The following is a 20,737-nucleotide window of genomic DNA, read 5'->3' as shown; positions in this document are numbered from 1 at the left end:
TTTCATGAGCGACCTCACCGGCAAGGTGGCGCTGGTAACCGGCGGGTCGAGGGGGATCGGAAAGGCCATCGCGCGGGATCTCGCCGCGCGCGGCGCCGACATCGTCCTCAACTACTTCCACTCGCACGACCAGGCCAAGCAGACCCGCGACGAGCTCGTCGCCGAAGGCGCCCGCGTCGACCTCGTACGGGCCTCGGTGGCCCGGCAGGAACAGGTCGACCGGATGTTCCAGGAGATCGACGAGCTGCACGGACGGCTCGACATCCTCGTCAACAACGCGGCGAACGGCGCCCTGCTGCCGCCGGACGAGGTCACCGAGACGCACCTGGACAAGGCGATCGAGACCAACTACAAGGGCGGGCTGCGCTGTGCCCGGGCCGCCGCGCCCCTCATGGCGCGTGGCGGCGGCGGCTCCATCGTCACCGTCTCCGCGCTCGGCGGCTCCCAGATGGTGATGGCCAACTACTCGGCGTGCGCCCCGGCGAAGGCCGCCGCGGAGGCCGCCTCCCGGTATCTCGCGGTGGAGCTGGCGCCGTTGGGCATCCGCGTCAACATCGCCTCCGCCGCCATGCTGAGCAGCGAGGTGGCGGACAAGTTCCCCGACGCCGGACCGATGCAGGACGTCATCGAACGGGCCACGCCCTGGGGGCGGCTCGGCAGCCCCGAGGAGTTCGCCGCGCTCGTCTCCTTCCTGGCCTCCGACGACGCCCGCTGGATCACGGGGCAGGTCGTCCTGGCGGACGGCGGCCTCACACTGGGCGCGGCGCTGCTCTCGCCGCCGCGGCCACCCGCGGAGCAGCCCATGGCGGAGCCCGTGGAATCCGTACAGCCGGAGGAATCCGCCGAGTCCGGGGACGACGCCATCGCCGTCGTCGGCATGGGCATGGCCGTCGCCGGTGCCAACAGCCCCGACGAGTTCTGGAAGCTGCGTACGACCGGGGACGAGCTGTTCGTCAAGGTCCCCCGGGACCGCTGGCGGCACGACAGCTTCCACTCGGCGGACCTGTCCGCCGAGGACAAGGCGTACGCCGAACAGTGCGTGTTCATCACGGACTTCGAGGCCGCCGACGGCGCCCTCGCGGGCATGCCCGGCGGCCCCGGTGAGCAGGAACTGACCACCCAGTGGCTGCGCCACAGCCTGGTGCAGGCGCTCGACGGCGTCAGCCGCCGGGACGACGACCGGTGCTCCTTCGTGATCGGCTACACCCCGGACGGCAGCCAGCACCTGGAAGAGGCCGGCGTCCTGCAGAGCGCGACCCGCCTGACGCACGGCATCGTCGACGACCTCGGCCTGCCCGACGAGGAGCGGGACAGGCTGCGCGACGGCATCGACCGGACCCTCGCCGAGCGGTACCGGCGCGGCGCCGGCTCCCCATCCCGCTTCCTGCCCCACCGGGTCGGCGAGGTGGCCATGGACGGTGTCCTGCCGGCGTCCACCGAGCTCCACATGGTCGACACGGCGTGCTCCTCGTCCCTGTACGCCGTCGACATCGCGGCCAAGGGCCTGCTCATGGGCAAGCAGGACATCGCCGTGTGCGGCGGGGCGTTCGCGCTGGCGCCGCGCGGCACGGTGCTGTTCTCCAAGCTCCAGGGCCTGTCGAAGCGGGGCACCGTCCACGCCCTCGACGAGAGCGCCGACGGCGTGATCTTCGCGGACGGTGCGGCCCTGGTCGTCCTCAAGCGACTGAGCAGGGCCCGCAAGGACGGCGACCGGGTGCTCGGGGTGCTGCGGGCCTTCGGCTCCTCCTCCGACGGAAAGGGCAAGGCGATCTACGCCCCGAACGCCGCCGGGCAGGGCCTCGCCGTGCAGCGGGCCCTGGAGGGCGGCGAGGTCGACAGCGCCGACGTGCGGTGGATCAACGCGCACGCGACCGGTACGCCCGCCGGTGACCTGGAGGAGTTCACCACGCTGCGGGAGCACTTCGGCACCTCCACGCCGACGGCCGTCACCTCCAACAAGTCGCTGCTCGGCCACACCGGCTGGGCCGCGGGCGTCGTCTCGCTCATCGAGAACCTGAAGGGCCTGGAGCACGACACCATTCCGGGGCAGTACCGCCTCGACACGCCCCGGGCCGACTTCCGGCTGGACGACACCGGCCTGGAGGTCACCTCGCGGCCGAGGCCCTGGACGGCCGACGGGGAGCGGCCCCGGCTGGCGGCGGTGTCCGGGTTCGGCTTCGGCGGTACGAACGCCCATCTCATCGTCTCCGAGGACCGCGCCGCCGAACCGGAACAGGTGCGGCCCCCCACGACCAAGGCACCGGCGGCCGACAGCCGGGTGGCCCTCGTGGGCTGGTCGGCGCATCTGCCCGGACTGGAGGGACGGGAGGACGTGACGCGCTGGCTGGAGGGCGGCGACGGGCCGCTCGACAGCTTCGGGGCGGACTATCCGGTACCGCCGTTCAACCGCGTCCGGCTGCCCCCGAAGACGATCCGCGCGCTGGACCGGTGCCAGCTGATGATCCTGGAGTGCGCGCACGAACTGCGCGACCGGATGCCGGACTTCTGGAGCGGACAGGCCGCGAAGACCGGGGTGTTCGTCGGGCACATGGGGCCGACGAGGGCCGCGATGCACTACGCCAACCGCTGCTACCTGGACGACGTCGGAGAGGCCCTCGCCGCCTCGCCCCCGGCCGGGTCCGCCGAGGTCCCGCGCGTGCTGGACCGGCTGCGCGAGCAGGTGCGGTCGATGATCCCGGAGTCCAACGAGGACTCCTTCCCCGGCCAGATGCCCAACATCATCTCCGCCCGGGTCGCGAACTACTTCGACCTCAACGGCGCGAACATGACCGTGGACTCGGGCTTCGCCTCCGCCCTGTCGTCCCTCACCCTGGCGAGCCGCTATCTGCGCACCGGGGAACTGGACTTCGCCCTGGCCGGCGGCATCAACGGCAACAGCCTCCCCGAGTACCGCTCCCTCATCGGCGACCTGCTCCCGGACGACCGGGCGGAACTCGCCGAGGGTGCCTTCCTGTTCGCCCTGACGACCGAGGAGCGGGCCCGGAGCGCGGGCCTGACCGTGCTCGCCTACGTCGACGAGACCGTCGACGAGACCGAGCGGGAGACGCCCGCGTGTGAACCCGTCCTGTGCGGCCCCGACGCCCCGGAGAACGCCCGCTACCTGGGCGCGGCCGGCGGCCTGGCCGTCCTGCGTGCCCTGCACGGACCGGCGGGCCGGGCGACCGTGTCCGGCAGCGACGCCGGCAGGCCGGGAGCGAGCGTCCACCTGACGATCCCCGGCCCGACGGACGTCACCCCCGGCACCCCGTCCGCCCTGCTGCGCGCGCCCTTCCGCTCCACCACCCACACCGAGGCCGGCGACCCGCTGTGCGTCCGCCGCTTCGTGCCGGCGCTGGAGGAGACGCTCGCGAAGCCGGTGCGGGAGAAGGTGCCGTTCCTGCCGGACGGGGCCGTGGTCGTCACCGACGCCCCCGATCTGGTGGCCCGGGCCGCCGGTCCGGAGACCCGGCTCACGGTGCTGTCCACCACGCCGCTCGACGACCGGGGCCGCCCCGGCTGGCACCATCTGCCCCGGGTCACTCCGGAAACGGTCCGCGAGGCACTCTCGGGAAGCGCGCCCGGGCCGGTCACGCACCTGCGGGTGCTGAGCGACCTCGCCCGCGCCGTACCGCCGGACGCGGACGCCCTCGCCTCGGACACCGCACCGCCCCTGACGGCCCTGCACGACGCCGTGTACCTGGCCGTCCAGCAGACCTACGACGATCTGGCCCGGCCCGGTGCCGATCTGACGATGCTGCTGCTCGGCGCCGTACGGGACGGCACCCCGCACCCCTGCTCGGGCCTGTTCACCGGCCTGCTGAAGAGCGCGGGCCTGGAGCTGGCCGAGGGCGGCAGCCTCGCGTTCCTCACCTCCGGGACGGACGTGACGGCGGCGGTCCACGGCGTCGAGGAGGAGAGCCGGGCCGAGCGGGACTTCCCCGTGGTCGTGGAGAGCGGCGGAGCACGCCTCACCCCTCGGCTGCGCGAGGAACCGGTCGAGCTGGAGGAGGCGACGCAGGCCGCGCTGGACCGGGACTCCGTGATCGTGGTGGCCGGGGGGACCCGGGGCATCACCGCGGAGGTGGCCAAGTCCCTCGCCAGGGAGTTCGGCCCGCGCATCCACGTCCTCGGCAGCAACGACCTCGACGCCTACCCGGCGTCCGTCTTCGAGGGCACCGACGAGGAGTTCGCCGCCGGCCGGGCGAAGTACATCACCGCCGAACTCGGCAAGGGCGGCGGCCGTAGCGTCGCGAGCATCACCAAGGACTTCGACCGGATGCTCAACGCCCGCGAGTCCCGCGCGAATCTGCGCGAGATGGCGGAGCACAGCGGCACCGAGCGCGTCACCTACCGCGCCTGCGACATGCGCGACGGAGCCGAGGTCGAGAAGGCCCTCGGCGAGATCCTCCGGACGGAGGGACGGGTCGACCTGCTCGTTAACGCCGCCGGGCTCCAGCGTTCGGCGCTCATCAAGGACAAGGACTTCGCGGAGTTCACCGCCATCCGGGATCTGAAGGTGGCGTCGTACCGGAACCTGAAGTACGCGCTCCGCGACGCCCCGCCGCGGCTGTGGTGCAACTTCGGTTCGCTGCTGGGCTGGTTCGGGCAGCTCGGCGAGGCGGACTACGCCGCCGCCAACGACTTCCTGGGCACGGCGGCCGGTCATGCGACGGCCACCTCGGACCACCCGGAGGTCACCATCGGCTGGACGCTGTGGGCGGGCGTCGGCATGGGCGCCGGGGAGTTGACGAAGGCGTACTACGAACGGGCCGGCTCCTACAGCAGCATGCCGGTGCCCGAGGGCGTCCACCACTTCGTGCAGGAACTGCACGCGCCCGTCCGGCGCCCCTCGGTCGTGCACCTCGGCGAAGCGGAAAAGGCCACGGTGGAGAAGTTCTACCCCGGCTATCTCGCGCAGGCGCCGGCGGAGCGGCCCGGGGAGCCCGGGGGGTTCTTCCTGCGGCGCGAGGTGTCCTCGGACGGCCGGTCGGCGGAGTTCGAGTGCCTCTTCGACCTGCGCACGGACGGCTATCTGGAACACCACACCGTGCGCGGCGAACCCACGCTGCCCGGCACGTTCGTGACCGAGCTGGCGGCCGAGGCGGCCCGTCGCCTCGTGCCGGGCCGGCGGGTGGTGGCCTTCGAGGACGTGACGTTCGAGCACTTCCTGCGGGTCTACCGCGACGTCCCCACGGCACCGAAGCGCATCACGGCCGAGGTCGTCGAGGACGAGGGGCGCGAGGGGGGCGAGACCACGGTCGTCCAGGTCCGGGTCCTGGAGGACGTGGTGGCGCCCAGTGGCGTCGTACTCGTCAAGGACAGGCCGCACTTCACGGCCCGTGTGCTCCTGGCGGACGCGTATCCGCACGCCCCGCGCTGGGACGCCTGGGACCACGCGGACGACACTCCCGTCCCCGACCCGTACCACCAGCCGGTCTCCCCGGTCCGGCTGAGCGGACCGTTCGTCTCGACGAGCGGCACGGCCGTCCACCCCCGGGGCAAGAGGGCCCGCTACGACCTCTCCCTCCCCTCGGACGAACCGCACTGGCAGGGGTTCTCCGTGCCGTGCGTCCTGCTGGACGGACTGGCCCGGGTCGGGGTGCTGGACCTGCTGGACGACCGGCGGATGCCGGTCGCCGCGCCCCTGTCGATCCGCCGTATCGACCTCTACGAGGAGGCGAACGACCACACCCTGTCCACCGGCCCCGACCCCATCGGCCTGTACGCCACACCTCCCGGGTTCGGCCTGGCCGCCGAACGGGTCGAGAACCGGTTCGTCGCGGCCCGGCCGGACGGCCGGATGGTCCTGCAGATGAAGGACCTGCGCGCGGCCCTGATCGGCTACGTCGACGCCGACCCGGCATGACCGGCCCGACCAGGAAGGAACACGCACCCATGCAGACGTCACCGCCCGGGGCGGAGCCCGAGGACCCGTCGGTGCAGCCGACAACCCGGATGGTGTGGCGCCCGGCCGCCCTGCCACCCCTCACCGGGGTGGCACCCGGCCTGTCCGGCATGCGGGTCCTCCTGCTCGCCTGCGACGACACGACCGCCGACCGGGTCGCACACGAACTGACCGCACACGGCGCCCACGTACACCGCCACACCCCCACCACCCGCACACCGGCCCCCGGCGCATCCGCACCGGACTCCGGCGGTGACGGGCCCGTGGACGCGATCGTCGATCTCACGGTGACCGGCGTCTCGCACAGGCACGGTGTGGCCGATCTGGACCGTGTCTGGCGTGAGCCCCTGTTGCGGACCGTCGCCGCGTTGCGGGGGCAGTACGACGACTGGTCGGGCGAGACCTCCGCCCGGCGGCTGTTCTATCTGGCCGTCACCTGTCTCGGGGGCGGTATGGGTCACCACCCCGACGACGACCTGGCGCAGCCGCTGGGCGGTATCTGGGCGGGTCTGGCCAAGACGCTGCACCGGGAGTTCCCCAACTGCAACGCCCGGGTCGTCGACGTCGGGCCGTCCTCCGTCGACGATCTGCCCGACATCGTCGCGAGCGAGCTGGGCCGGCCGGGGGAGATCGAGGTCGGCCACCGCGAGGGGCGGCGGCTGACCCTGTCGCCCGCCGCCCGGCCCGTCGGCCCGCCCGCGCTGGACCTGGGCGAGGGCGACTGCGTCCTGATCTCGGGCGGCGGTCGGGGCATCGGCTGGGAACTGGCCCGTACGCTCGCCGAACGGCACGGCACGCGGGTCCTGGTGACCGGCCGGGAGCCGTTCCCCTCCGAGGGCGAACCCTGGTTCGGCGTGGACGAGGCGGAGCTGAAGGAGTACGAGAAGCGGCTGTGGTCGGGCAGCGGCCGGGGCCGCCCGCTCCCCGAGATCCGCCGCGACATCGCCCGCACCCGCCGCCTGTGGGAACTCGCCCGCAACGTCACCGCCGCACAGAAGCGCGGACTGCGCATCGAGTACGTGCGCTGCGACTTCACCGACCCGGAGCAGGTGCGGGACCTGGTGCGGCGGGAGGGCGACGCCCTCACCGGCGTCGTGCACAACGCGGGCGTGGACCACGCGGCCCGGCTGCCCAAGAAGTCCGACGACGACATCCTGCGGACGGTGGGGACGAAGATCGGCAGCTTCCTCCATCTCTTCGGCGAACTCGAGGGCAGCAGGCTCAAGTTCTTCTGCAACGTGGGCTCGCTCACCGGGCGCCTCGGCGGCATGGTCGGCCAGCTGGAGTACGCCGCGGCGAACGAGGGCCTGGCCCGGCTCGGCCGGTGGGCGGAGCGCCGCGCGGACTTCCCGGTGATGACGCTCGCCTGGCCGACCTGGGACCGCATCGGCCTCATCGCCAACTTCGCGGCGACCCGCCGCTACATGGCCCCGCTCGGCGTGGCCGACGGACTCGCCAAGTGGCAGGACGAGCTGCTGGCCGGCTCCACCGGTGAGATCACCTTCGTCGGGCCGCTCGGCGACGCGATCGACCCCGGGCAGGCCACCGGCTATCCGGTCGTGCCCGATCTGCCGGGACACTCCGAGGTCTATCCGAAGATCCACCACCTCGGGGAGGTGACCTCCTACGAGCCGCACACCCGCCTGGTGTCGCGGGTCCGGTTCGACCGGGACACCACACCGGTCCTGACGGACTTCCTGGTGGACGGCGCGGAGGCGGTCCCGGTGAGCCTGCTCCTGGAGAACGCGCTGCGGGGCGCGGAGTGGATCGTGCCCCCGGACTTCCCGGAGCTGGAGGCCGAGTGTCTGGAGGACATCGTCGTCCCTCTCGACCTGCTGAAGCTCCACGGCCCGGCGGCGGTCCTGGAGCGTGAGGTCCGGGGCGTCTACGAAGGGCGTTCCTGGACCGTGGAGGTCCGCTTCCGGCGGCCGGGCGAACCGGAAGCCCCGGGCGCCGAGGCGAGGGTCCGCCTCCGTTACACGCCCGGGCCCGGGGAGACCCGCTCGCCCGCCCCGCCGCGCAGCGGCATCACCCCGATGACGACCTGGCGTTCGGGGCCCGCGCGGTTGCGCTGGCGGTCCTCGGTGGTGCCCAGCGCGCGCTGGACCAGGGGCGAGCGGGGCCGCTGGGAGGGCCGGGTACGCCCCTGCGCGCCCGGCGACCTGTGGGCGACACCCGCCGCCCCGCGCACCGCCCTCGCGGTGTCCGCGCTGGAGAACGTGGTGCGGCTGTGCGCGCGGCAGGGGCCGGGGCTCTCGGTCGCGGTGGACCCGCTGACCGTCGGCCGCGTCACCCCGCACGACCCCGAGGACGGCGACTCCCTCATCGAGGGGGACCCCGTCCTCGGCACCTGGAAAGTGAAGAACGCCTCGACCGGTGCCCGTGTCATGACGCTGACCGGATTCGAGGGCCCGGTCCCGGCCGGCTGAATTCCCGCAGAAAAGGAGCGCGAGAAAATGTCCGACACCCTGAAGAACAAGGCCGTTCTGGAGCGCTACTACGAGGAGTGCCTCAACAAGGGGAACCTCGACGTCATCTACGAGGGCGCGGCCCCCGACCACATCAGTCACGGCACCGCCCCGAACAGCGAGGAGGGCGTGGAGCACCTGAAGGAATGGGTGCGGATCCAGCGCGCTTCCTTCCCCGATCTGCATGTCACGGTGGACGACTGGATCCTGGAGGGCGACAAGGTCGTCAGCCGGTTCACCGCGCGGGGAACCCATACCGGGGAGCCGTACGAGGGGATTCCGGCGCAGGGTCGTGAATTCGCCGTTCCGGGAATCGTCATCGACGCGTTCCGGGACGGGGTGATCGTGGAGAGCTGGTTCTCGCTCGACGCGTTCGACCTCGCGAAGCAGCTGGGCGCCTTCGGCTGACCACGGCGGCGGCCCCCGGCGCCCCGGGCGGGGGGCGCCGGGGGCCGGCCGGGGCCGTCGTCACGCGGTACGGGCCGCCCGCGCGGACGCGTCCGTGATGGGCTCGGCATGGGCCTCGGCGTTGCCGGAGGCGGCGATGCGGTCCAGGGCCCGCTGCAGGACGACGGTGTCCTCCAAGGTGTGGATCTCGGTGATGCGCCCCCACTTGAGATACATGAACTGCGTCATCACGTTGTCGTAGCGGGAGCCGTCCGGCAGCGGGCCGCCGATCCGGACGCGGGTGGCGACCTTCGTCAGCCAGGGGCCGCCGGAAATGATGATCTCCAGTGGCTCGAACTCCGCGTCGGGAATGAGGCGGAAGACCCGCTGCCACCACAGGCTCATGGATTCGACGGTATGCCGCTCACCGGAGAGCGCGTGCTCCCCGTAGAAAACATAAGTGAATTCCGGTGCGAGCGTGTCCACCATGGACTGCCAATTGCCGGAGTTGATGTCGGAAAACGCCTTGCGCAGCTTCGCTGCCACGATCCGGTGATACATATCCGCCTCCTTTCCGAAATGCCCCGCCCGAAACGGAAGATGAGGGAGACCTTGCCCACCGAGACCTTGCCCACCGAGATCTTGCCAACCGAACCGGGCCCGGTACTGATCACGGGCTGCTCATCCGGAATCGGCCGTGCCTGCGCGCTCAGGATGCACCGCGCGGGAATGACCGTGTACGCCACCGCACGCAGGCCCGAGACCCTCTCCCGACTGGCCGACGAGGGCATCCGCACCCTGCGGCTCGACGTCACCGACGAGGACAGCATGCGCGCGGCCGTCGACGCCGTCGAGGCCGAGCACGGGTCGGTGGGCACGCTGGTGAACAGCGCGGGGTTCGCCGCCTCCGGAGTCGTGGAGGAGATCGGACTGGCCGAGATGCGGCGGCAGTTCGAGACGAACGTGTTCGGGCTGGCCCGTCTCAGCCAGCTGGTCCTGCCCGGGATGCGGGCCGCCGGGCGGGGCACCGTCGTCAACATCTCCTCGATCTTCGGCCGCTACGCGGTCCCCGGCGGCGGCTTCTACCAGGCGTCCAAGCACGCCGTCGAGGCGCTGAGCGACGCGCTGCGGCTGGAGACGGCCGGCTTTGGCGTCAAGGTGGTCGTCATCGAGCCGGGGCCGGTGCGCACCACCAACTTCGGCGCGACGTACGTGGACAACCTCCCCTCCGTCAGCGCGGTGTACGACGAGTTCCGGCAGCGCACCGCCGAGTACTTCGAGGCCATCTACACCGGCAGCCGCCGCACCCTGGCGGGCACCTTCGCCGTCCAGGCCGACGACGTCGCCCGCGTCGTGACCCGCGCGGCCCGCACCCGGCGCCCCCGTGCCCGCTACACCGTCGGCTTCCTCGCCCGGAGCACCATCGCGCTGCGCCGCCTGGCCCCGGACGTGGTCTTCGACCACCTCTTCGTACGGCGCGCGTTCCCGGTGCCGCGCGGCCGCCCCCGGCGGACGGCGCCCCTGACCCGAACCGCTCCCGCAGGTAAGGACTTTCGATGAACACGAACACCCTCACCGCCACCCCTGCTCCCACGGCCCCCCGCACCGCCCCCGGCCCGAAGGGCGCTCCCGTCCTCGGCAGCCTCGGCCCGTGGCGCCGCAACACCGCCGAGTTCCTGCTCGGCCTCCAGCGCGACCACGGCGAGCTGGTCCGGATGCGGCTCGGGCCGATGACGGTCCACCAGGCCACCAGCCCCGACGCGGTCCGCAGGGTGCTGGTGGAGAACAACGCCAACTATGTGCGCGGGCCGCTGTACGAGCAGTTCGGCGTGGTCATGGGCAAGGGCCTGCTGACCACGGACGGCGAGTTCTGGCGCGGGCACCGCCGGGCGGTGCAGCCGGTGTTCCTGAAGAACGCGGTCACCGACATCGTCCCCAACATCGTCGAGGCGACGACCGAGATGCTCGACGAGTGGGAGGCGAGGGCCGCGCGCGACGAGCCGGTGGACCTGATGGCCGAGATGCTGCGGCTCACCCTGGTCACCCTCAGCCGCTCGCTGTTCGCCTACGACATCAAGCCCGACGCGCCCGCGCTGAAGCGGATCGTCGACGACGTGGTGGAGGTGATGTTCCGGCGGGGCACCCCGTCCGAGATGCTGCCGTCCTGGCTGCCGACCGCGCGCAACCGCAAGATCGCGAACATCCACCAGGTCTTCGACAAGGTCGTCGCGGACGTCCGGGAGAACTACGCGCGGACCGGCGAGGGCCCGCTGATCGCCCTGATGGAGCAGGCCGAGGACCCGGCGACCGGGGAGCCGTGGACCGACCGGCAGCTGCGGGACGAACTGCTCACCATCTATCTGGCGGGCCACGAGACCACGGCCGTCTCCCTGTGCTGGACGCTGCTGTCGATCGCCAACCATCCGCAGGTGCAGGAGGAGCTGGACGAGGAGATCGGCCGCGAGCTGGGCGGCGCCACCCCCGACGCGGACAGCGCGGCCGGGCTGACGTACACGCGGATGGTGGTGGACGAGAGCCTGCGGATGTACCCGCCGATCTGGATCTTCCCGCGCGCCGCCGTCGGAGCCGACACCCTCGACGGCTACGACATCGAGGCCGGCTCGTCGATCCTGCTCTCGCCGCTCGCCTCGCACCACAACCCGCGCCACTGGGACAACCCGGTGGCCTTCGACCCCTACCGCTTCACCCAGCAGGCCGTGCGGGAGCGCCCGCGCATGGCGTACTTCCCCTTCGGGGCGGGCCCGCGGCAGTGCGTCGGCAACGCCATGGCGCTGCTCGAACTGCGGATCATCGTGGCGATGATCAACCAGCGCTTCAAGCTCAACCTCGTGCCCGGCGCCGCCCTGAACTACGGCTCTCCCGTCATCTCCCTGCGGCCCCTGCGGGACGTGACGGTCCGTCTGCGCTCACGCGAGCACAAGCCGCACACCGTGACCCCGGTGACGTCCGACGCCACCCCCGCGTCACCCACCGGGGGCTCGACGTGCCCCTACGGCGCGGGGGGCGCCAACGACAGGCCCTAGCCGCCGAACCCGCCCGGGGCGGCCGGCGCCTCAGTGCCCGGTGCCGCGCGCGTGGCCCCATGGTGTCGTGCCGCCTCACCCGGCCTCCTCCGGCGTCAGCCGCCTTCCCCCGGCGTCACCAGGCCCGCCTCGTACGCCACGATCACCGCCTGGGCCCGGTCGCGGACCTCCAGTTTGGTGAAGAGGCGGTTGATGTGGGTCTTGACCGTGTGGTCGGTGATGGTGAGGTGGTCGGCGATGTCCGCGTTGGAGTGGCCCTGAGCGATGAGGAGGAGGACCTCGATCTCGCGGGCCGTGAGGCGGTCCAGGAGGGGCCCCGGGGTGGTGACCGGGCGGCGGGGGGCGAACTCGGAGATGAGACGGCGGGTGATGCCGGGGGCCAGCATGGCGTCGCCAGCGGCCACCACGCGTACGGCGTGCAGGAGTTCGGGGAAGGTGGCGTCCTTGAGGAGGAAGCCGCTGGCTCCGGCCGCGAGGGCGTCGAAGACGTACTGGTCGAGGTCGAAGGTGGTGAGCATCAGCGCCTTCGTGGCGCCCTCGGTCTCCCTCAGGATCGTGCGCGCCGCCTGGATGCCGTCCAGCCTGGGCATCCTGATGTCCAGCAGCGCCACGTCGGGCCGGTGGGCCAGCGCGAGTGCGACGGCCTGTTCGCCGTCCTCGGCCTCGCCGACGACGTCGATGTCGTCCTGGGTGGACAGCAGGTTCACGAAGCCGGTTCTCACCACCGCCTGGTCGTCCGCCACGATCGCGCGGATCGGTTCCCCCGCCGTCACTCGTACACACCCTCCGCGAAGCTCTTCGCGCCCGCCCGCACCGGGAGCCCGGCCTCGACCAGGAAGCCGCCCCCGGGACCGGCCGGCCCGCAGGTCAGACGTCCGCCGAGTAGCGTCGCACGCTCCCGCATGCCGCTCAACCCGTGGCCTCCCGAGTCGAGTTGAGGGATCTGCGGGCCCGGGCCGTCGTCGGCGATCCGGAGCCGGAGCTCGTCCTCCTGGTAGGTGAGGAGTATGTCGACCGCAGCGCCCCTCGCGTGGCGGCGGGCGTTCGTCAGGGCCTCCTGGACGATGCGGTAGGCCGTGAGTTCGAGGGAGGGCGGGAGCACGGCGGGCCGGGTGCCCTCGGTGCGCAGGGCGACCTCTCCGCCGCCCGACCGGTGGGCCTCCAGCAGGGCATCCAGGGAGTCGAGCGTGGGCTGCGGCAGTACCGGTGCCGGGTCCCCGGTCCCGGCGTCGTCCGCGTGCAGCACGCTGAGGAGCTGGCGCAGTTCGGTCAGGGCCGAGCGGGCGGACGAGGCGATCTGCTGGAAGCCGTCGCGCGCGGGCGGCGACAGGTCGGGCGTGGTGTACGTGGCGCTCTCCGCCTGGACCGCGATCACCGACACCGAGTGCGCCACGATGTCGTGCAACTCCCGTGCTATGGCCGCTCGTTCCTGGGCCGCGGCATGTCTGCGCTCCATGGCGATCAGCTCCCGCTGAGCCGCGTCGCGCGCCTGCCGGGACTCCTCGCGGCTGCGGAAGGCGTCCGCGATGCCGACCGTCGCCACGACGCCCACGGCCAGGACGAACGACTCCGTGAAGTACGACAGCGAGCCGTCGGCGCCGAGGGCGGGTGACCGGCCGCCGAGGTCGTACACGCCCGTCACCACATGGCCCGCGTTGACGAGGAGCGAGCCCGTGATCGCCGCGGCGCTGAGCAGCGCCGGATGCAGTACGCGGTGGCGCGCGAGCGTGTAGAGGCCCATGACCCCGGCCACCGCGACCGCCATCAGCAGCTCGGGCCGGAAGAGGAAGTTCAGCAGCGCCGCCGGTACCACCAGGAGTCCGAGCCGGGGTTCGCGCTGCCGCCACAGCAGCGGGAGCACCACGAAGGGCAGGGTCGCCAGCACCGTCGTCGAGGTGATGCGCGCGTGCAGCACCTCGGCGGCGGCCACGAGGATCAGCAGGACGCCGGTGACGTACGGGTAGCGGGGGGAGCGCGGCCAGGCGGTGGGGCGCAGGGACGGCTTCTGACGCATCCCCACATTGTCGGCCAGGGCCTGCCGGCCCGCGTCACCGTACGGGTTGACCCGGGCGCCGGGCGAGTACCACGGGTTGACGCCCAGGATCGGAATCCGGTGTGACGCTTCTCGACCGCCCCTTGCGAAGACTGGCCGGCAGTGGACCGACGCCGATCGGCAGGGGACAGGGGGAGCGGGATGCGGGGCGCTTCGAGAGGGCTGTTCGACTCGCTGGTGCCGTCAGCGGTATCCGTGCGGACGGCATCGCCGGTGCGGACCGCCTTGCCGGTGCGGACGGCACCGCCGGTGGGGACCGCCTTGCCGGTGCGGACGGCACCGCCGGTGGGGACCGCCTTGCCGGTGCGGACGGTACCGCCGGTGGGTGCGGTTGCGCCCGTGGGTGCGGTGGCCCTTCCCGTCTCCCTCCCGAGGGCCGGGCGCCGTTCCGCCCGCCGCCCCTGGGAGGTCCTCTGCTGGAGCGGCTGCGCGGTGTTCGCGCTGCTGCTCTGTCTGCGCACGACCATCGCCCCGCACCAGGTGTGGGGCGCCTGCGCCGCCGCCGGATACGGACTCGCCGCGCTCGTCGCCCACTTCTCCGCGCGGCCCTGGGGCCGGGCGAGCGCGGCGGTGGCCGCCGTCGGGTCGGTGCTGGTGCCGTTGGTGTTCCTGGTCGCCGACGGGGCCCGGCAGATGGAGGTCACGGTCGTCGAGCGCTCCGGCTCGCTGCTGCTGGACTCCGGCTCCCCGTACGTACCCGACCCGGCTGAACTGCGCGACTACAACCCGTACTTGCCCGGCATGGCACTCTTCGGCCTGCCCCACGCCACCCTCGGCGACGTCCCTCTCGCGGACGCCCGTCTCTGGTTCGCCCTGGTGTCACTCGGGGCGATGGGGCTCGCCGCCCTGGTGAGCGGGGGTTCCCGGCCGGCGGGGCCCGGATCCCCCTTGCCGCGCACGGTCTCCCGCCCGGCTCGGCGCGGCGCCTCCCGGAGTCTGCTCTGGCTCGCCGCGACCCCCGCCGTCGCCCTGCCCCTCGCCGTCGGTGGGGTCGATCTGCCGGTCATCGCTCTGATGTGTCTCGCGCTCGCCCTCGCGGGCCGGGGCCGTGCTGTCGCCGCCGGGCTCGCGCTCGGTGCCGCCGCGGCGTTGAAGTGGACGGCCTGGCCGCTGCTGCCCGTCGGGCTCGCGCTGCTCGCCGTGACCGCCGGCCGCCGGGCCGCCGTACGGGCCGGTGCGGCGGCCGTCGCGCTCGCCGTGCTGGCCGTGCTGCCGGCCGTGCTCGCCGGCCCGGGGGCGTTCGCCGAGCATGTGCTGCTCTTCCCGCTCGGCGAGGGGGGCACCGGGTCCCCGGCCACCAGCCCGCTGCCGGGCCATCTCCTGGCGACGTACGTGCCGGGGGGCTTCGCCCTCGCGGTGGCGGCGCTGGCGCTGAGCGCGGTCGCGATGGCCGTGTCCCTCGTGACGCGCCCGCCGCGCACCACCGTCGCCGCCGCCGACCGGCTCGCGCTGGGCCTCGGGATCGCCATGTGCCTGATCCCCGCCACCCGCTTCGGATACGTCGTCTACCCACTGGTGCTGTTCGGCTGGTTCCGGCTCGTGCCGGCCGGCCGCCGCCCGGCCCGGCCAGGAGCTGCCATGCCCACGCGACTCATGCCCACGCGACTCATGCCCGCACGGCTCATGCCCGCACGGCTCGTGCCCAGGCGCTTCATGCCCACCCGAACCACCCCGTCCCGGACCACCCCGTCCCCGGAGACCGGGCGCCCCCTGCGCTGGACGTACTCCGCGCTGTGCGCGCTCAGCCGCCGCTTCTCCTTCGTGGAGGACGAGATCGACGGGCTGCGGCACGTGGTGCGGGACGGGGACGTCTGCCTCGACATCGGGGCCGAGTACGGGGTGTACACGTACGCGCTGTCGTACGTGGCCGGACCCAAGGGGTGTGTGCACGGCTTCGAGCCGCTGCCCGGGCCGTACCGCGTCCTCGGCGCGGGAGTGCGGTTGCTGTGCGGCGGCCGGGCCCACGCGCACCGGCTGGCCCTCGGCGACCGGCCCCGGGACGCGGCGGTGATGAGCCTGCCGTACCGCCGCGGACTGCCCGTCCACGGGCGGGCGTTCCTCACCGACGGGGCGCGAGGACTCGGGCCCAACGAGGAGTTCGCGGGCGAGCGGCGGCCCGTCGTGCGGGTCGGCACCGTGGACGAGGTCGTGGCGGCGGCCGGGCTGCCGCGCGTCGACTTCGTCAAGGCGGACGTCGAGGGCGCGGAGCCTCTGGTGCTGGCCGGGGCGGCCGGGACGCTGCTGCGGGACCGGCCCACGCTGCTGCTGGAGATCGAGGAACGGCACCTGGCCAAGTACGGGGCGCGGGCCGGCCGGCTCGTCGGGGAGCTGCTGGACGCGGGCTACTCGATGTTCCGGTGGCGGGAGGGCCGGTGGTGTCGCGTGGACCGGGTCACCGGGGCGCACCGCAACTACCTGTTCACCGTGAAGCCGCTGGAGGACTGACCGACATGCCGCGCACGCTCGTCGTCACCAACGACTTCCCGCCCCGCCAGGGCGGCATAGAGACCTTCGTCCACGCGATGACGGTCCGCTTCCCGCCCGGCCGGGTCGCCGTCTACACCTCCGGCACACCGGGCGACCGGGCCTACGACGCCCGGCTGCCGTTCCCCGTGGTGCGCGACCGCGCCCACATGCTGCTGCCGACCCGGCGGGTCACCGCCCGGGCGGCGGAGCTGGTCCGCCGGTTCGACTGCGACAGCGTCTGGTTCGGGGCCGCCGCCCCGCTCGGGCTGATGGCCGGCGAACTGCGCCGCCGTACGGAGGTGGAGCGGCTGGTCGCCACCACGCACGGGCACGAGGTGTGGTGGGCGCGCACGCCCGGCGCCCGCGCGCTGCTGCGGCGCGTCGGTGCCGGGGTGGACAGCGTCACGTATCTCGGTTCGTACACCCGGGCGCGGATCGCCGCCGCCGTCGGCCCGGAGGCCGCGGCCCGTATGCGGCGGCTGGCGCCGGGCGTCGACGCCGAGGTCTTCCAGGGCTCCGGGGCCGCCGCGGCCCGGGTGCGGGAACGGTACGGCCTGGGCGACCGGCCGGTCGTGCTCTGTGCGGCGCGGCTCGTCCCGCGCAAGGGGCAGGACACGCTCATACGGGCGTTGCGCCTGGTGCGCCGCACCGTGCCCGACGCGGTCCTGCTGCTGGTCGGGGACGGCCCGCACGCCCGGGCCCTGCGCCGGCTCGCCGCCGAGGAGGGGCTGGCCGGGGCGGTGGTCTTCGCGGGGGGCCACCCGCACGAGGACATGCCCGGGTTCTACGCCGCCGCGCAGGTGTTCGCCATGCCCTGCCGGACCCGCCGGGCGGGCATGGAGGTGGAGGGCCTCGGGATCGTGTTCCTGGAGGCGGCGGCGGCCGGACTGCCGGTCGTCGTCGGCGACTCGGGCGGGGCCCCGGACACGGTCCGCGACGGGGAGACCGGCTTCCTGGCCGACGGCCGCGACGTCCCGGCACTCGCCGACCGGCTCGCGCTGCTGCTGGGCGATCCGGAACTGGCCGGGGACATGGGCCGCAAGGGCCGCGCATGGGTGCGGGAGCAATGGGGGTGGGACGGGGCCCATGAGCGGCTGACGTCCCTGCTGGGGGTGGGCTGAGGCCGGGCCGTGGCCGACGGGCCGGGCGCAGGGCCCGCCCCGCCGAAGCCGGTCGTCCTTACGCGCAGTTCGTCAGCCACTTGGCGACGATGGCCGCGCGGGAGCGGACGCCGTAGCGGTCGAAGAGACGCTGCATGTGGGATTCCACGGTCTTGGGCGACATCCGGAGGATGCGGGCGATCTCCTTTCCGGAGTAGCCCTCGGCTATGAGGGCGACGATCTCGGCCTGACGTCTGCTGAGCCGCATGGCGTCTTTGTGCCGGGCGGCTCCACCGTGCTGCGTAGCTGGCGTGCTCAACGTGTTCTGCCTCTCCGATGTCGTGGGGGTGACAGGCAATGCGAACTTGCGGCCGCACAAGATCCTGACGTGTGTTCGGCCGTTGCGCGCCGGAGGCATCCCCGGGGCACCCGGGCTGCGGGGGACCGTTTTGTGGCGATCCCAGGGTCTTTTCGTCGGCGCGCGTACACGAAATGATCAAGAGTTGTTCTGTTCGGAACGGGGGAGCATGTGCAAAGTGGTGGGACCGTCCTTGTGGAGAGAGAACGCGAAACGGAACGGATCGAGGACGCCCTCGCGGACGTGTCGGCGGGGCGCGGACGGGCGCTGCTCGTCGAAGGCGACCCGGGCTCCGGCCGGACCGCCGTCCTCGGCGTCGTACGGGAGAGCGCGCGCGGCGCCGGGCTGCTCGTCCTCACCGCGCGCGGCAGCACCGAGGAACGCCAAGTGCCCTACGGGGTCTGCCTCCAGCTCTTCGAGGCGCTGCTGGAGGAGGAGCCGCCCGGGGGCCGAACGGCCGAGCGGGTGCGGGCCCTGCTCGAACCGGCGGGGAGACCGACGGAGGCCGAGGTGGACGCCCTGGTGCGAGAGCTCCACCGGCTCACGCTGCGGCTCGCCGCCCGGTCACCGCTCGCCCTGGTGGTGGACGACCTGCAGTGGGCCGACGAGCCGTCCCTGCGGTTCCTGACCCACCTGGCCAACCGCCTGGACGACCGGCCCGTGCTGCTGGCCGTCGCCATGAGCGCACCGCACACCGGTGGCCCGGCCGCACGGGCGGCGGACCTGCTGGCCCGGCTGGCGCCCACCGCCTCGCTGTGGCTGGCGCCGCTGACCCCGGAGGGGACCGAGACCGTGGTGCGCGGGCACTGGCCCGAGCCGCCGCGGGAGCGGTTCGCCGCGGAGTGCCACGAACTGACCGGCGGCAACCCGCTGTTGCTGCGCGAGCTGTGCGCTGAGGCCGTCGGCGACGGCCTCGAACCGGACCCGGCCCACCTCGGCCGGCTCCGTACGACCCTGCCGCGCGGGGTGGTACGGCGGACCCGGCTGCGGCTGGCCGGTCTGAGCCGGGAGGCGGCGCGACTGGCCGAGGCACTCGCGGTGTTCGGCGACACCGGAGCCACCGTCGACGAGGCGGCCCGGGCCGCCGACCTGCCGCCGGACGCGGCCCACGCGGCCGCCGCGGAGGCCGTCGCCGCCGGGCTGCTGCGGGACGAGGAGCACCTCAGGCTCGCCCAGCCCCTGCTGCGGACCGCCGTGCTGGCCCTGACCCCACAGGCAGTGCGGGAGCGCGCCCACGGCGCCGCCGCCCGGGCCCTCGCGGCCCGCAACGCGCCCCTGCCCGCGGTCGGCGAGCATCTGCTGCACACCCCGCCCGCGGGCGACCCGTGGGCCGAGTCCGTCCTGCGCGGCGCGGCACGGCAGGCCGTGACGGAGGGCCGTGCGGACCGGTCGGTCCTGCTGCTGCGGCGCGCCCTGCGCGAACAGGCCCCCGCCACCCGGGAGTACGACCTGCTCGCCGAGCTCGGGGCCGCGGCGCTGGCCGCCGGCAGCCCCGAGGCGCTCGCGCATCTGCGCCAGGCCCTGGAGAAGGCGCCCTCCCCCGCGACCCGGGTGGCCACCGGTCTGCACTACGCGCACGCCCTGGCCAGGGAGCACCGGCATCCGGCCGCGCTGTCCCTGCTCGGCGAGCTGGCGGCCGCGCTGCCCGGCGGGGACGAGCGGCTGCGCACCCGGCTCGACGCCGTCACCGCGCTGCTGTCCCTGGGGCAGGTGGAGACCCGGGCCGGTGCACGTGCCATCGTCCACTCCCGCTACCCCGCGCGCAGCGCGGCCGGGCCGGACGCGACCCTGCTGCGGGCGCTGCGCCTGGTCGTCGACCGGGACAACGGGGCCACCGCGAGGACCCTCGTGCGGCAGGTCGGCAGCATGCTGCGGATCACCCAGTTCCCCGTCGACGGGCTGACCGGGCTGCCCTCCGTCCACCTCGTGGTGTGTGTGCTGGCCGCCACCGGCCGGCTCTCCGAGGCGCGCGGGCTGCTCCTGGACACCCTGCCCACAGCACCGACATCCGCGCCGCGGAACACCAGCCCGACTCCGTGGCGCTGCACGCCATGCTGTCGTACGGCCTGGGGCGGCTGGACGAGGCGGAGCGCCAGGCCCGTGCGGTGCTGGCGTTACGGGCCCGGGGCTGGCCGCCCGGCATGGGCGTGGCGGTGGCGGCGGCCGTGCTGGGCCATGTCCTGCTGGACCGGGGCGAGTCGGAGGCCGCGGAGCGGGTCCTGCGCGACGGTGTGCCGCCGGGGAAGCTGCCCGGCCATCTGCTCTTCAGCCCGACGCTGGAGGCCCGGGCCCGGCTCTGCGCCGAGTCGGGGCGTCTCGACGAGGCCCTGGAGGTGTGGCGGCACGCCCGCCGGCTGACGTCGGAAGGGCGGCTGGGCCTGCGGGTGACCGGCGGATGGCACCACGTCGCCCTGGCGCTGATCGTGGCGGGCCGCGAGGACGAGGCGGCACCCGTGCTGCGGCTGGAGACGGAGACGGCCGAGGAGTTCGGCGCGGCGGTGCCGCTGGCGCTGGCCCACCGGGTGAACGGGGCCCTGCGCGGCGGCAGCCGGGGTGTCGAGGAACTCCAGCGGGCCGTCACACTGTTGCAGTCGGCGGAGCAGCCGCTGGAACTGGCGGCCGGTCTCGTGCAGTTGGGCTCGGCCGAGCGCCGGTCGGGGCAGCGCGCGGCGGCCCGGCGGTCCCTGTGCCGGGGGCGGGAGATCGCCCGGGAGCGCGGGGCGGGTGTCCTGGCGGACCTGGCCGACACGGAGCTGCGGGTCCTCGGCTCGCGGGCCGCGCGCGGCGGGAACGACCGGCTGACACCCAGCGAGCGGCGCGTCGCCGAGCTGGCGAGCACCGGGCTGTCCAACCGGGAGATCGCGCGGGGCCTGTACGTCTCCGTGAAGACCGTCGAGTGGCACCTGAGCCATGTGTACCGCAAGCTCGGGGTCCGCTCCCGCCGTGAACTGGCCCC

General features: G+C 73.6%; 12 protein-coding genes and 1 pseudogene. 9 read left to right on the top strand and 4 right to left on the bottom strand.

Annotated features, from left to right (window positions below; all coding sequences use genetic code 11):
- Positions 1-4: 4 nt before the first annotated feature.
- The 3 genes from ACIBK5_RS22690 to ACIBK5_RS22680 are packed head-to-tail and all read left to right on the top strand — an operon-like array spanning position 5 to position 8,781.
- The gene (locus tag ACIBK5_RS22690; protein ID WP_399021813.1) at positions 5-5,866 is read left to right on the top strand and encodes an SDR family oxidoreductase; all 5,862 of its coding nucleotides are present in this window, start codon (positions 5-7) and stop codon (positions 5,864-5,866) included.
- Between the two features lie 29 nt (positions 5,867-5,895).
- Positions 5,896-8,334: a KR domain-containing protein gene (locus ACIBK5_RS22685; protein WP_399021811.1), complete on the top strand. Its 2,439-nt coding sequence runs from the start codon at positions 5,896-5,898 to the stop codon at positions 8,332-8,334.
- 27 nt (positions 8,335-8,361) lie between these two features.
- The gene (locus ACIBK5_RS22680) at positions 8,362-8,781 is read left to right on the top strand and encodes an ester cyclase (RefSeq protein ID WP_382491709.1); all 420 of its coding nucleotides are present in this window, start codon (positions 8,362-8,364) and stop codon (positions 8,779-8,781) included.
- A 60-nt stretch (positions 8,782-8,841) separates the two neighbouring features.
- On the opposite strand, the gene ACIBK5_RS22675 is transcribed toward ACIBK5_RS22680, so the two are convergent.
- Entirely contained in the window at positions 8,842-9,321 is a 480-nt protein-coding gene (locus ACIBK5_RS22675; RefSeq protein WP_399021809.1) for a nuclear transport factor 2 family protein, read from the bottom strand.
- 39 nt (positions 9,322-9,360) lie between these two features.
- Here ACIBK5_RS22675 and ACIBK5_RS22670 point away from each other — a divergent pair, with 39 nt between their 5' ends.
- Both ACIBK5_RS22670 and ACIBK5_RS22665 read left to right on the top strand, forming a co-directional pair.
- Complete coding sequence (locus ACIBK5_RS22670) at positions 9,361-10,320, top strand: SDR family NAD(P)-dependent oxidoreductase (RefSeq protein WP_399021807.1); 960 nt, start codon at positions 9,361-9,363, stop codon at positions 10,318-10,320.
- Positions 10,317-11,804, top strand: a complete 1,488-nt coding sequence (locus ACIBK5_RS22665; protein ID WP_399021805.1) for a cytochrome P450 — start codon at positions 10,317-10,319, stop codon at positions 11,802-11,804. Before ACIBK5_RS22670 ends, ACIBK5_RS22665 begins: the two co-directional genes overlap by 4 nt.
- A gap of 95 nt (positions 11,805-11,899) precedes the next feature.
- Here the strand turns inward: ACIBK5_RS22665 and ACIBK5_RS22660 are convergent, their stop codons facing one another.
- Both ACIBK5_RS22660 and ACIBK5_RS22655 read right to left on the bottom strand, forming a co-directional pair.
- A complete protein-coding gene (locus tag ACIBK5_RS22660) occupies positions 11,900-12,577 on the bottom strand; it encodes a response regulator (protein WP_399021803.1) in 678 nt (225 codons plus the stop codon).
- Positions 12,574-13,818, bottom strand: coding sequence for a sensor histidine kinase (locus tag ACIBK5_RS22655; protein ID WP_399021801.1), 1,245 nt, complete (start codon positions 13,816-13,818; stop codon positions 12,574-12,576). The genes ACIBK5_RS22660 and ACIBK5_RS22655 overlap by 4 nt, the downstream gene beginning before the upstream one ends.
- A gap of 360 nt (positions 13,819-14,178) precedes the next feature.
- Here ACIBK5_RS22655 and ACIBK5_RS22650 point away from each other — a divergent pair, with 360 nt between their 5' ends.
- Together ACIBK5_RS22650 and ACIBK5_RS22645 are read left to right on the top strand one after the other, a co-directional pair.
- The gene (locus tag ACIBK5_RS22650) at positions 14,179-16,302 is read left to right on the top strand and encodes an FkbM family methyltransferase (RefSeq protein WP_399021799.1); all 2,124 of its coding nucleotides are present in this window, start codon (positions 14,179-14,181) and stop codon (positions 16,300-16,302) included.
- Positions 16,303-16,307: 5 nt separating this feature from the next.
- A complete protein-coding gene (locus ACIBK5_RS22645; protein ID WP_399021797.1) occupies positions 16,308-17,444 on the top strand; it encodes a glycosyltransferase family 4 protein in 1,137 nt (378 codons plus the stop codon).
- 58 nt (positions 17,445-17,502) lie between these two features.
- On the opposite strand, the gene ACIBK5_RS22640 is transcribed toward ACIBK5_RS22645, so the two are convergent.
- Positions 17,503-17,691 (bottom strand): response regulator transcription factor, encoded by a 189-nt coding sequence (locus ACIBK5_RS22640; RefSeq protein ID WP_020271300.1) that lies wholly within the window; start codon positions 17,689-17,691, stop codon positions 17,503-17,505.
- 285 nt (positions 17,692-17,976) lie between these two features.
- On the opposite strand from ACIBK5_RS22640, the gene ACIBK5_RS22635 reads away from it, so the two are divergent.
- Together ACIBK5_RS22635 and ACIBK5_RS22630 are read left to right on the top strand one after the other, a co-directional pair.
- Positions 17,977-20,139 carry an AAA family ATPase gene (locus tag ACIBK5_RS22635; RefSeq protein WP_399021794.1) on the top strand — a complete coding sequence of 721 codons (2,163 nt, stop codon included), beginning with the start codon at positions 17,977-17,979 and terminating at the stop codon, positions 20,137-20,139.
- Positions 20,115-20,723, top strand: a pseudogene (locus tag ACIBK5_RS22630) (LuxR C-terminal-related transcriptional regulator); the annotation flags it as partial. The gene ACIBK5_RS22635 and the pseudogene ACIBK5_RS22630, both read left to right, overlap by 25 nt.
- Between the last annotated feature and the right edge of the window lie 14 nt (positions 20,724-20,737).

Origin of the sequence: Streptomyces sp. NPDC050546 (assembly GCF_044457425.1) — a bacterium.
Taxonomy (GTDB): Bacteria; Actinomycetota; Actinomycetes; order Streptomycetales; family Streptomycetaceae; genus Streptomyces.
Note: the sequence above shows the minus strand (reverse complement) of the source record. Positions and strands in the feature narration are given on the sequence as shown.